Below are 12,787 nucleotides of genomic sequence, written 5' to 3'. Positions count from 1 at the left end.
CTTGTGGCGGACCATCAAACCAGATAAATTGGCCATTCGCGTTAGATAAACTATTTCGAATGAAGCGGACATTGCCTCCACTCAATGCATTGCGTGCCTTCGAGGCCGCAGGCCGACTCGGCAGCTTCAAGGAAGCCTCTGCGGAATTGCACGTCACTCACGGTGCGGTGAGTCAGCACGTTCGACTGCTCGAGGAGTGGCTCGGCGCATCCTTATTCGAACGGCACAACCGGCGCGTGGTGCTGACCCCGGCGGCCGAGGCGTACCTGGCGGAAGTCGGTCCTTTGTTCGAGCAGCTCTCGCAGGCAACCGCCCGATATGGTTTGCTCGAAACGGTCTCGCGAACACTGTCCGTGAACGCGCCCGCGACCTTCACGTTGCGCTGGCTGGTGCCGAGACTGGCGCAATTCCGCGCCGAGCATCCCGACGTGGACGTCAAGGTGGAGACGTCGAACGAGTCGGTGGAGAGCTTGAAAGAGATCTATGACATCGTTATCCGGGGTGGCCCGGACACGTTTTATGGCTACTCGATGCAGCTTTTCCTGTCCGAGGAGAGACTCCCGGTCTGTAGTCCGACACTCTTGCAGCGACTGCCGCTTCGGATGCCAGACGATCTACGGGAGCATACGTTGCTGCACACGTCGAGTCTGCCGCGACTCTGGCCGGACTGGCTGGCGAAAGCACAAATTTCCGCACTCCGCCCGGCTGCCACCCTCACCTTCGATCACTTCTATCTGACGTTGCAGGCTGCCATCGATGGCATAGGCATCGCGATGGGACCGACTGCGCTTGTCTCAGACGACCTTGCTACCGGCCGGCTTGTCGCGCCGTTCGCTGGCCCTCGCCTACCGTCGCGGAGCTATTGCACTTACGTTCCGGATGGGAGGTCTGCAGATGACGTGATCGTGCTGTTCCGCTCATGGCTCGAGCGCGAGGGGATGCGTTCACGAACGGAGACGGCCCCTTAGATGTGGGCTCGCTGAGCGCTATCGGAGCGGGGCGACTGAAGCGCTCCGACGCCTAGCTTATCGAATCGACTGAAAACGCGATGTCCTTTTGCGCTTCGAGCACCCTCAGACGCTCAGCCAACGCAGCCCTGATCGAGTCGTAGGCACCGCCGCCAAGCGTCAGGCGTAACGGCGGATGTGCCGAGTCCGCCGCGACGATCATTGCGGTGACCGTCCTGCCGGCATCGCCCCGAATTGCAAAGCTGTTGGATGCGATTGCCCGCCTGACGTCGCCCGCCGGGGTATCGTCGTACTCGGGCATCGGCACCGCGTGATCGAGACCGGCACCGAACTGCGTGCTCGTCGGCCCCGGCTCCACGATCACGAAGTCGATGCCGAATGGCCCCACCTCCTTCGCTACCGACTCCACGAAACCTTCGATGCCCCATTTCGTAGCGTGATAGAGGCTGAAATTCGGGTAAGCGATCTGTCCACCTTCGGACGAAACCTGAACGATCCGGCCGCCGCCCTGGCGGCGCAGGTGAGGCAGCGCCGCACGGATGACCTGAATCGATCCTGTGAGATTGGTGGCAATCTGCCGCTCAATCTGTTCATCAGTCACTTCCTCGGCCGCGCCGAATAACCCGTAGCCCGCGTTGTTCACGACCACATCGATGCGGCCCATCGCTTCGAATGCGGCGGAGATATTCGTGTGCACCTCGCGGATGTCGGTGACATCGAGTGTCAACACATGCAACCGGTCGTCGTACTGTTGCTTCAGCTCATCGAGCGCCCCCTCGTGCCGCAGCGTCGCGACGACCCGATCGCCGCGTTGCAGCAGGCGCTCCGCGAGTAGCCGGCCGAGGCCTGACGACGTGCCGGTGATAAACCAGGTCTTCACCATGGTGTGTCTCTCCATAGAGTGGATGGAATGGCATTGCCTGATCACCAGTCTAGGGACCCGTCATTGGTCAGAGAAGTCTCTATAGTACGTATGACCCCGTGAAAATTCGCCACCAATGACCAAGCCGACACTTGCCGATCTCACCGCGTTTTCCGCTGTCGCAACGCATCGGAGTTTCCGCCGTGCCGCCGATGCACTCGGCGTTTCGCGCTCCTCGCTAAGTCACGCCATGCTCGCCCTGGAGCGCGAATTGGGCGTACGCCTGCTCAACCGCACGACGCGCAGCGTGTCGCCGACAGAAGCCGGCGAAGCATTGCTCGCCCGGCTTGCGCCCGTGCTCCGCGATCTCGACGAGGCACTGGACGCCGTCGCCGATGCGCGCGGCAATCCGAGCGGCACGCTCAGGATCAACGCCAATGAGGGTGCAGCGCGACTGTTATTGAAAACGGTGGTGCCGCGTTTTCTGAAGCGCTTTCCCGGCATGGCGCTCGATCTGGTTGCAGAGGGGCGGCTCGTGGATATCGTCGAGCAAGGTTTCGATGCCGGAGTACGGCTTGGCGAGTCGGTCCCGCGCGACATGGTGGCGGTGCGCATCAGCGACGATCTTCGCTTCGTAGTCGTTGCGGCGCCTTCGTATCTCGCGGGTCGAACACCACTCATCACGCCCGACGACCTTCACAGCCACGACTGTATTCGCCAACGTCTGCCGAGCGGCAAACGCTACCGCTGGGAGTTTCGCAAGCACGGGCAGGAGGTGGCGATCGATGTTCCCGGCGTGCTCACGCTGGATCACAACGGTCTGATGGTCGAGGCCGCGTCCGATGGTTTGGGCCTCGCGTATGTACCGGAGTCCACGGCCCGCGACTGGCTGGACGACGGCCGGCTGGTTACCGTGCTGGAAGACTGGTGCCCGTTCATCCCGGGGCTCTGCCTGTACTATCCCGGGCATCGCCACGTGCCTGCTGGTCTGCGGGCGTTCATAGACGTGCTGCGAGAGGTCAATCACTAGCGCATGTGAATGTCCGTTGTCGAGGAGCCTGGCCGACCGCCCAGGTCGCATGCAGTCTGCGCCGCCGTTGAAGACGGCGGCGCAGTTCCTTCAACTGAAGCTATTGCGCTGTCGGCGCGCTAACGCCATCGATGTCCGGCGCCCAACCCGAAGGGTTCGAGAAAATCAGCGCGTTCGTGTTGCCCGCCTTGAACGTGCCCGTTACAGCGAGCGTCGAGACGGTGCCCCAGCCACCGCTCGGCGGAAACGACACCGTGACAGGCGTTGATCCGTTAAAGCTGATGTCCGCGGAGCGCGGCGCCGAGTCGCCGTTCGCATAACCCACCAACACGGTGTAGGTACCGTCCGCGGGGACACTAATGTCGTTGATCGTCAACGTCCCGCCGTTGCCGATATAGCCGACGTCCGAGCCACCCGAACAAGCGCTGCATGTCGAAATACGCGCGCCACCGGCGAGCACGCTGGTCGACGCTTCTGCCTCGTAAGCGGCCTTGAACGGCGGTAGCGTCACCGGGCCGGCGACGACAGTGACTGTGCCGATCTCGGGCGTGGGCGCGCTACTGTCCGCGCTCGACAACGTCAGCGAATTAGCCCCACCGGTTTGCAGCGGCACGTAGACCGCGACCGTGCCAATGCGCCCTTCGCCGCCGGTCGGCGGAAATGCCACGGTGGTCGGCTGGCCGCCGTTTGTCGAAAGTTGCGCGGTCAGCGTTTCGCGAGAGCGGTTCGCATAGGCAATCGCAACGTATCCGCCGGTGCCGGTCGATGCGACGTTGCCGAAGGTTACAGTGCCAAGTCCCCGAACGATCTTGCCGCCGTCGCAGTCCGAGCAGTGCGTGTACGACGCGCCACCGCCAAGTGAGGTCGGCTGGTAGGTCGTCGCGGCGATGTCTTGTCCGCTTACCAGGAGCATCACAGCGCCGCCCGCCGGCACCGTTGGGGCCGTATACGAAGTGACAAACGAGCCGAGTTGCTTGCTGGCCCACAGATCACGCACACTCGCGCGCGCGTTCGACACCAGGCCGAGTTGCTGCCACGTGACCGTCATCGGCGCGTCCGTCGCGCCGTTGTTGAACAGCACGACAGCGCGCTGTCCCTGGCCGGCCAGAAGCTTCGCCCACACCTGCTGTGCGCCGGACTGCGCGACCTTTACGCCTTGTGTGCCAAGCAGGTCCTGGTCGACCGCAATGACACCGGTATTGGTCATCAACTGCGTGGCATCCGCGGTCAGCGGCTTCGACAGGTCGTTGCCGAGAATCAGCGGTGCGCCGGCGATCGCCCACAGGCTCATGTGCGCCTGATCGTGAACCGCTGTCATGCCCATGCCGACCACCATCATGTCGGGGTCGTTGTAGAAACCGGTGTGCTGGCCCTCGGGGTGATAGTTGCCAAGAAAGTTGCCGGTCACGCTGCCGAAATTCGGCGCGCCGCTGTTCGGCCCATAGATGTCGCCCGTCGTTCTCCACATCCGGCCAACTCCGGCGGCCCACGCCCACGGTCCCTCGTTGAAGTCGGGGTACGTGCTGTTATTGGCGATGGTGCCCCAGTCGCAGATGCTGAGCGTCACGCGGTGGCCGGTCTGCACGTACGCTTTGTCGATTGCATCGGCAATGGCCGTATAGGCTTGCTGCGGATCATAGCCGGCTGCGCTGCCCCCGCAGAAGTCGACCTTCACGAAGTCGAATCCCCACTGCGCGAATTGCAGGAAGTCGTGATCGTAATGCGCAAAATCACTACCGACGAAATGCGTGCCGTTGGTTCGGGTGCCGCAACCCTGCGGGCCGGCGTCGATGTAGATGCCCGCTTTCAGCCCTTTGCTGTGGATATATTGCGCGATGGCTGGCATGCCGCCCGGCCATTGAGTGTTGTCGATGACGAAGTTGCCGTTGGCATCTCTCGTTCCTGAGGTCCACCAGCCTTCATCGGTGTTCACGTACTCGTATTGCGCGCCGGATTTTATCTGCGCATTCAGTGCGGAAAGGCCATCGGCTTCGGCCTTGATCGTGTTGTAATTCACGTTCTCCGCAAGGCTGTTCCATGACGACCATCCCGTTGGCGGCGGCACCACGGCGATCTGACGCGAGAGGCGGCGGCTTTGTTGCGCCGCGGATTCGCTTTGCGCGGCAGAGACCGCCGCGGCGGTCTGTTGACTCTTCAGCGAGACGGCGGCGCCACTACCGTCCGACGCATCTCCGCCACAACCCGACAAACCCAACGACACACTCACGGTTAATGCGGTTAACAGCGAAATGACACAACGTCTGTACACGAGCAGGTTCATGTCTGTCTCCTGGTTGAACGCTTGACTCTTGCGGCAGGGCTGTTTTGGGAGTGACTATATTCAGGTCTGCTCTGGAACTCCAAAAATTTTTTGTTATCCCAGCACGTGGGAATGTTTAGGGATACAGAAATTTATGCATAAAAGATAAAATCGAAGATCCGTTATTAGACGGCAATGCGATTTGCTAGAGCAGTTGCAATTTCAAGCCTCATCCCGTTGTTTCTGCAGTGCGGAAAAAGTAACGAGTTCGACCTGACCATAGCAATTGGGAAGCGGTCGCGATAATCTCCAGCATGCGCGCCGCGCTGACCGTCGCTGCCAAAGAGGTTCAGAAACATAACCGGGAGACGTTTCACAATGTCTGACCAACGCGGTAGTCAAACTGTCACGATGTCTGACCCAACCGGTAGCCAATCTGCATTGCGTCAAGTTGCAGCTTCGAGACTTTTTCTCGGCGCAACGATTGCGATGTTTCTGTCGGGTCTCGGCGCGTCGGCGGCTGCGCCACAGATTGTTCTGTTCCTCGCGAAAGAACTCGGCGCCTCGCTGCCGTTGGCGGGATTCTATTATTTGACGAGCCTTGCCGCGCCAGTCGCGGGGTATTTCGTCGGCCGCTACTCCGATCGCACAGGGAATCGTCTCGGTCTTTTTCGCCTTTGCGCTGTGGCGGGTTTTGTGGGCTGGGCGGGGCTCGCCCTCTCTACTTCGGTCTGGATGCCCTTCGTCATCGCCATCGCTTTGCTGGCCGTTTCCGGTGCGACCGCCTCGCAAATTTTTGCGGCAGTGCATGATGAACTCAGCGACAGGCCCGGCGAGGCAAATGAAAGTGTCGTTGCCATCATCCGTATGGCGCTGACCGGCGGATGGATCATCGGGCCTGTGCTGGGAGCGTGGGTGGCGGCTGCCTATGGCCTGCGCCCCATGCTTTGGATGACCGCCATCTGCATGCTTTTACAGATCGTACCCCTCGGAACGCTGAACCCGACCGCCAGGATCAAGCCAGAGTCGGCGAGTGAGCACGCGCATCACTCCAGCCTACGTGCCATGCTTCCACTGCTGACGTTCACAGGACTCTTCGTTCTGGTCTACGCAGGGGAGCCAGTGAAATACGGATTCCTACTGATCTACATGGAAGAACACTTAAAGCTGAGTCCGGCCCTACGGGGAGCGGTCATCGGAATACAGCCGTTCATCGAATTGCTCATCATGCCCTTCAGCATCGGCCTCGGCCGCAAGCTCGGCAACCTGTGGTTGATGTGTATCGCGGCCGCCATGGGAGTGTGTGCCAATCTTTGCTTTGCGCTCTGGTCGTCCGCAGCGGGCATGTTCGCCGGACAGATTCTCATGGGCGGTGTGTGGGGCATATTTATGGTTCTGGGCATCATCGTCGCTCAACGCCTGCTTCCCAATGCAGTAGCGACGGCCTCGGCAATCTTCATGAGTTCGACTGCTCTCGCCTCGGCGTTAGGAGGCGTCGCGGGCGGTTTCGGAGTGGCATTCCTCGGCCTTCCCAATGTCTTCCTGCTGCCGGCGCTTTTCGCGGGTTTAGCAGTTATTGGGCTGGCATTGATGGCACGCACTAGCCGAGTTACTCGTCGTGCGGCGGGACTTTGATGAGCACAAACCACAACACTGCCAAAATGATAAAGAAGGGAATCGAATGCACTTTGAGTCTTCCGGTGGAGATGACTCAGAGCATAGCGATTACAGCCCCGGATAGGTGTTTCCATCGGTTTCGCCGCCTTACGCTCCATGACTTTCATGGCCTCACATACTCGAAACACAGCGCAGGACACTTCATTTTTACCGAGGTAACGAAGCGTAAGTTCGCAGCCGCGGCGAAAACCTCAACGCTCAGCTCTTTTCCCCTTCCTTCACCGCCCGTCCATTGCCGTCAGCAATTGGCCGGCTCGCTCTGGCGACTCGCTATACGCGATCCCGTACAATAAGTCGTTTCGAATCCCGCGACAGATCGCACTTTGCTCCAGCCTTCAGCGCCATGAATCACGATATTGAACACGCTCTCGCAGCCGCGCAGGAGCACCTCCAGGCCGGTCGGCTCGACGATGCCGCAGGTCTGCTGCGCGGCATTCTGGCGAGCGTCCCCGACCACGGCGAAGCCCTTTCAGGTCTCGGTTATATCGCCGCCAACCAGGGCGATCATGCACGCGCAGCGGAGTACCTGGTGCAGGCATCAGCGCACGTGTCAATGTCTATGGATCAACTGAACTTCGCCGCACAGGTGTGTCAGTTGGCGCAGCGTCACGATGCTGCGATAGCGCTGTTCGAGCGCTGCCTGACGCAGTTTCCACACCATGCCGCCTCGTTGTATGGTGTCGCAATGTCGCTGATACAGCTTGGCGAATTGCAGCGGGCACTCGAGGCGTTGGTGCATCTGTGCAAGATCCAGCCACAATCAGCCGAAGCGCATTACAACCGTGGCACGCTGCTCGGCACGATGGCCCGCTATGAGGACGAACTGGATGCCTACCGGCAGGCGATCACGCTCAAGCCGCGGTTCGTACGCGCATACGTTAATCTCGGAGTCGCGTTGCGAGATCTCGGGCGCTTTGATGAGGCACTGCTTCAATTCAAGAAGGCGCTCTCGATCGATCCGAACGACGCCGGCGCACGCACCAATCGAGCTCAGACGAATTTGCTGCTCGGCGAATTCGAACACGGCTGGCGCGAATACGAATGGCGTTGGCGTGATGGCACCTGCAGCCACGGTTTTCCGCAGAACACCCTATGGACCGGCAACCAACCGATAGATGGCAAGACAGTGCTCGTTCATCATGAGCAGGGGTTCGGCGACACGCTGCAATTCGTGCGCTTTGTGGATCGGCTCAGTGCAGCTGGCGCTCACGTCGTGTTGCGTGTTCAGGATGCCCTATTGCCGCTCCTCCAAAATTATCGGGGTGCGGCCGAAGTCATCGGTGAGACAGCGCAAGTGCCACATTTCGACTATCACATTCCAACCCTGAGTCTGCCGTTTGCGCTCAAGGTTCGTGCACCCGATCTCGCGCTATCCGGTCCATATGTGCAGGCAGACGGTGCGCTTGCCCCTCAATGGGACGATCTTTTTACAGGCTCCGTTCGACGGCCGAGCGTTGGGATCGTGTGGTCGGGAAGCCGTACGCATCTGAACGATCACAATCGGTCCATTTCGCTTGAGCAACTGAAGCCGGTGTTCGATGCAAACGCGGATTTCTTCGCGTTGCAACCGGATGTACGCGACAGTGATCGCGCGTGCCTCGCGCAACTTGAGCAGCGCGGGGTGCTGCGTGATGTTTCCGGGCGGCTCACTACATTCGCTGAGACTGCTGCGCTGATCGCTCGCCTCGACCTCGTCATCAGCGTCGACACAGCTGTGGCGCATTTGGCTGGGGCGCTTGGGAAGCCGGTATGGATTGCTTTGCCGTTCATGCCGGACTGGAGATGGCAACTCGACCGAAGCGATAGTCCGTGGTACGCAAAGGCGCGCTTGTTTCGACAAACGACGCGAGACGATTGGACTGGCGTCGTTGCTGCGCTTCGCGCGGAGATCGACGCATTGCCGGGTCCAGACAACGGAGAATACTTGCCGTCGATCGAGTGTCCAGTTTGAAGCCCTCTTACGGACATTCGTCACGGTGATTCGACAGGCGGTTGCGGGTCGTTCACGGAAATCCGGCACGGAACCGGGTTGGCCATGAACCGGCATTCTCCCGCACAGTCTCATGGACATTTTCGCGGCCGTCACCCGACCCACTGCAAATGACGGTTACACTCGATAACCCATGTTCAGGTGCCAGGAGACTTCTATGAGCAAGCACGCCCTCGTATCGATTACCACCACCTTACTGTGCGCGGTTGCCCTGACGGGTCTGACCGCCACCCCTGCTCAGGCAGGCAGCGCGTCAGTGAAATGCCATCTGACCTACAGCATGTCCGGATGGTCGGCGATTTATCAGCATGCCGAAGGACGCGGCAAAGTAAGCTGCAGTAATGGACAAAAGGCCGCTGTCACCATCAGCGTGCACGGCGGCGGCCTGACCGCCGGCAAGTTCCACGTCAGCGGCCGCGGCGAAATCACCCATGTCTACAGCATCAAGGATGTGTTCGGCAGTTACGCGCAGGCCGGCGCTTCGGCCGGCGCGGGGAAGAGCGGTACTGCGCAGGTGCTGACCAAGGGAACCACGTCGATGGCGTTGAGCGGCAGCGGTGAAGGCGTGGACCTTGGTGTAGCGGTCGACGACTTCAAGATTGAACCGGTGCACTGAGACCGGGCACTGTCCGGTCAGGAGCCGGCGTTCAATCACGGCTCTCAGATAGTTGACAGAGAGCGTCGGGTCTAACTGACTTCAGTCTGAACCGACTCCGCGCGATCGTACGGGCGCGTTCGCCTCGAACTTGGCGCAATGCGTCGAGAAAAACGTGCGGACGTTGCGAATGTTCGATGAGCTCGTGAACAGACGGCGAGCAAGCTCATCGTAAGCAGCCATGTCCATGACATCTGCGACCACGACGAAGTCCGGCCCTGGCGACACGCGATAACACTGCGTGACGGCCGGTTCCGCACAGATATACGACTCGAAACGCTGATGGTCTTCCGCCGTTTGCCGGTCGAGACTCACCTCGATGATCGCGGTCAGCGTCGGGCCGAGCTTCGAGTGATCGAGGATCGCAATCTCGCGCTTGATCACGCCGCTCTCCCGAAGCCGGTTCACGCGACGCAGACACGTCGGCGGGGACGTATGCGCGCGTTCCGCGAGTTCGATATTCGACAGCGAGCAATTGGTTTGCAGAATGCCAAGAATGCGCAGGTCAAGCTCGTCAAGTGTGATGCCGGGCACGCGGACCTCGCAGCGAGTAAAGAGTGAAATTAAATTTCACCACACTTCATCACCGATTCAAAATTCTATTTTCTGATGAATTATGAAATTTACTTTCATATGACCACCCTTACTATCGCAGCATCGGTTCCCTGTGAACCCTTTGCGGAGAAAAGTGATGTGTGGAATTGTCGGTGCGGTCGCCCAACGAAACATCCTGCCTGATCTCGTCAACGGCCTGAAGCGACTCGAATATCGCGGCTACGACTCGTGTGGCGTAGCGCTCTATCAGGACCGGGAGCTCGTGCGCGCACGCAGCGTAGACCGCGTCGCCACCCTGCAACAGGAGATATCCGATCGCGGCCTGTCCGGCTATACCGGCATTGCACACACGCGGTGGGCAACGCATGGCAAGCCCGTCACGACCAACGCCCATCCGCACTTCTCGCCCAATGCCGAATCACCGCGAATCGCGCTCTCTCACAACGGAATCATCGAGAACTATGAGGAATTGCGCGAGACGCTTCGGGATCACGGTTATGTATTTTCGAGCCAGACCGATAGCGAAGTCATCGCGCATCTGATCGACTATCTGTACGACGGCGATCTGTTCGACGCGGTACGTGAAACAGTCGCACGGCTGCGCGGCAGCTACGCCATTGCGGTGATTTGCCGTGACGAGCCGCATCGGTTGGTGGGTGCGCGCGATGGCATGCCGCTTGTGATCGGCATCGGTGAAGGCGAGAACTTCCTCGCGTCTGACGCGATTGCGCTGTCGGGCGTGACGGACAAGATCGCGTACCTCGAAAACGGCGACGTCGTGGACGTCCAGCTTCATCGCCACTGGATCGTGGACGCTGCCGGGCGACGCATCGAACGTCCCGTTCACACAGTTGCCGCGCACAGCGGCGCGGCCGACCTCGGCCTGTACCGCTACTACATGCAGAAGGAGATTTTCGAGCAGCCACGCGCCGTCGCGGACACCTTGCAGGACGTGTCGTCAATCATGCCGGAACTCTTCGGCGACAACGCCTGGCGCGTGCTGAATTCAGTCGACTCGGTCGTACTGCTCGCGTGCGGCGGCAGTTTTCATGCAGCGCTAACGGCCAAATACTGGATCGAGAGCCTCGCGCAATTGCCCGTCAATGTCGAGATTGCAAGCGAGTACCGATACCGTGAAAGCGTCGCCAATCCGAACATGCTAGTGGTGGCGGTATCGCAAAGCGGCGAAACAGCGGATGTACTCGGCGCCATTCAAGTCGCGAAACAACGTGGCATGCTGAAGACGCTCGCAATCTGCAATGTGCCGACCAGTGCGCTGGTCCGCGAATGTGCATTGAATTTCATCACGCGCGCCGGCATCGAGATTGGCGTTGCGTCGACCAAGGCGTTCACGACGCAACTCGTCGCGCTCTTCATGCTGGCGCTGACGTTGGCGCAAGTGCGCGGCCGTCTGTCCGAGGACGACGAAAGAACCCATCTGCGTGCGCTGCGTCATCTGCCTGATGCGATGGGCAAAGTGCTCGCGCTCGAGCCGCACATCATGGCGTGGTCCGAGATTCTCACTCGCAAGGAAAACATTCTGTTTCTCGGGCGCGGCATGCACTATCCGGTTGCACTCGAAGGCGCGTTGAAGATGAAAGAGATCTCATACATTCACGCTGAAGGATACGCGGCGGGCGAATTGAAGCATGGGCCGCTGGCACTGATCAGCGACCAGATGCCTGTGGTCGCCGTCGCGCCGAACGATCGCCTGCTCGAAAAGCTGAAATCAAATATGCATGAAGTGAATGCGCGTAACGGCAAGCTTTTCGTTTTCGCCGATATCGATTGCGGGCTTTCGCCGAGTCCCGATATCGAGGTGATCCGGCTTACCGAATACTACGGCTTGCTCTCACCTATCCTGCACACGATCCCAATGCAACTGCTCGCTTTTCACACGGCGCTCGCGCGCGGCACGGATATCGACAAGCCGAGGAATCTTGCGAAGTCCGTGACTGTTGAGTGACTGACATGCCAAGTCAAACCGGACTCTTAGCGGGAGAATCTTGCAATCCCCATCGGCTGGTGGTTGTTGAGGGCATCATGGGATCGGGCAAGTCAACGACCATGCGTTTCATTGCGAAACGCCTACAAGATGCGGGGCGCGCGGCGCTACCTATCCACGAACGGACCGACCCACACCCCGTGCGGGCGACCGATGAACTCGAACACTGGTTTGAGCCTTGGCGAGACGCAGCACCACAGAATCTCGCAGACCGCGCATTGGCCAGATGGAGCGCTTTCGTCGACGACACGCGGACAGACATCTCGATTCCCGTATTGGACGGTCAGCTTTTTCACGGAGACCTGACTCACCTACTGCTGATGGAAGCCGACCGCGCGCTCATTTTTGACTACATACAGAATCTGGCAAAAATCATTGCGCCGCTCAATCCGCTCATCCTTTACCTTTGGCAGGAAGATGTCGAAGAAGCAGTCAGAATGGTCTGCGCAGAACGTGGCCCCGAATGGATCGACTATCAGGTCAACTGGAAACTCGCAGCTCCCTACTGCGTGCGCAAAGGGTTCGCCGGACTAGATGGGCTGATCTCCCTCTATCGGGAATACCGTCAGCTCACCGACGATTTATTTAGCGAACTGCCGCTAACCAAGCTCGCCATTGAAAATTCGGGAAGAGACTGGCCGACATACAACAGGCAAATTCTGCGCGAGTTGGGGCTACCAACGAAATGACGGTGCAGGCAGTAAGTCGGCCAGGGGCAAGCCTCTCAAATGCCCACGGGCCACGACCAGCCTGACAACAATCGTTGGCAAATGGCTACGGCCGAA

At 59.8% G+C, this 12,787-nt stretch carries 10 protein-coding genes; 7 read left to right on the top strand and 3 right to left on the bottom strand.

Going from position 1 to position 12,787, the window contains the following annotated elements; genetic code table 11:
- The first annotated feature begins 59 nt into the window (after positions 1 to 59).
- Entirely contained in the window at positions 60 to 968 is a 909-nt protein-coding gene (gene gcvA, locus M0D68_RS09905) for a transcriptional regulator GcvA (protein ID WP_200619148.1), read from the top strand.
- A gap of 52 nt (positions 969 to 1,020) precedes the next feature.
- Here gcvA and M0D68_RS09900 read toward each other — a convergent pair whose 3' ends face one another.
- Entirely contained in the window at positions 1,021 to 1,851 is an 831-nt protein-coding gene (locus tag M0D68_RS09900) for an SDR family oxidoreductase (protein WP_200619147.1), read from the bottom strand.
- A 115-nt stretch (positions 1,852 to 1,966) separates the two neighbouring features.
- Between M0D68_RS09900 and M0D68_RS09895 the strand changes: the two genes are divergently transcribed.
- Positions 1,967 to 2,860: a LysR family transcriptional regulator gene (locus M0D68_RS09895; protein ID WP_200619146.1), complete on the top strand. Its 894-nt coding sequence runs from the start codon at positions 1,967 to 1,969 to the stop codon at positions 2,858 to 2,860.
- A gap of 100 nt (positions 2,861 to 2,960) precedes the next feature.
- Here M0D68_RS09895 and M0D68_RS09890 read toward each other — a convergent pair whose 3' ends face one another.
- On the bottom strand, positions 2,961 to 5,141 hold the full coding sequence (locus tag M0D68_RS09890; protein WP_234486651.1) for a carbohydrate-binding protein: 2,181 nt from the start codon (positions 5,139 to 5,141) through the stop codon (positions 2,961 to 2,963).
- 357 nt (positions 5,142 to 5,498) lie between these two features.
- On the opposite strand from M0D68_RS09890, the gene M0D68_RS09885 reads away from it, so the two are divergent.
- The 3 genes from M0D68_RS09885 (at position 5,499) to M0D68_RS09875 (ending at position 9,403) form a co-directional block, all read left to right on the top strand.
- A complete protein-coding gene (locus M0D68_RS09885) occupies positions 5,499 to 6,755 on the top strand; it encodes an MFS transporter (protein ID WP_200619145.1) in 1,257 nt (418 codons plus the stop codon).
- A gap of 385 nt (positions 6,756 to 7,140) precedes the next feature.
- Complete coding sequence (locus tag M0D68_RS09880; protein WP_200619144.1) at positions 7,141 to 8,748, top strand: tetratricopeptide repeat protein; 1,608 nt, start codon at positions 7,141 to 7,143, stop codon at positions 8,746 to 8,748.
- Positions 8,749 to 8,944: 196 nt separating this feature from the next.
- Complete coding sequence (locus tag M0D68_RS09875) at positions 8,945 to 9,403, top strand: hypothetical protein (protein ID WP_093646159.1); 459 nt, start codon at positions 8,945 to 8,947, stop codon at positions 9,401 to 9,403.
- A gap of 81 nt (positions 9,404 to 9,484) precedes the next feature.
- Here the strand turns inward: M0D68_RS09875 and M0D68_RS09870 are convergent, their stop codons facing one another.
- Positions 9,485 to 9,976 carry an Lrp/AsnC family transcriptional regulator gene (locus M0D68_RS09870; RefSeq protein ID WP_200619143.1) on the bottom strand — a complete coding sequence of 164 codons (492 nt, stop codon included), beginning with the start codon at positions 9,974 to 9,976 and terminating at the stop codon, positions 9,485 to 9,487.
- 157 nt (positions 9,977 to 10,133) lie between these two features.
- Between M0D68_RS09870 and glmS the strand changes: the two genes are divergently transcribed.
- Positions 10,134 to 11,963: a glutamine--fructose-6-phosphate transaminase (isomerizing) gene (gene glmS, locus M0D68_RS09865; protein ID WP_200619142.1), complete on the top strand. Its 1,830-nt coding sequence runs from the start codon at positions 10,134 to 10,136 to the stop codon at positions 11,961 to 11,963.
- A gap of 5 nt (positions 11,964 to 11,968) precedes the next feature.
- The gene (locus M0D68_RS09860; RefSeq protein WP_234486650.1) at positions 11,969 to 12,691 is read left to right on the top strand and encodes a hypothetical protein; all 723 of its coding nucleotides are present in this window, start codon (positions 11,969 to 11,971) and stop codon (positions 12,689 to 12,691) included.
- Positions 12,692 to 12,787 lie beyond the last annotated feature (96 nt).

This window comes from Paraburkholderia sp. SEWSISQ10-3 4, assembly GCF_030464785.1.
In the GTDB taxonomy this organism is placed as follows: Bacteria; Pseudomonadota; Gammaproteobacteria; order Burkholderiales; family Burkholderiaceae; genus Paraburkholderia; species Paraburkholderia aspalathi.
This window is presented reverse-complemented; position numbering and strand designations above follow the sequence as displayed.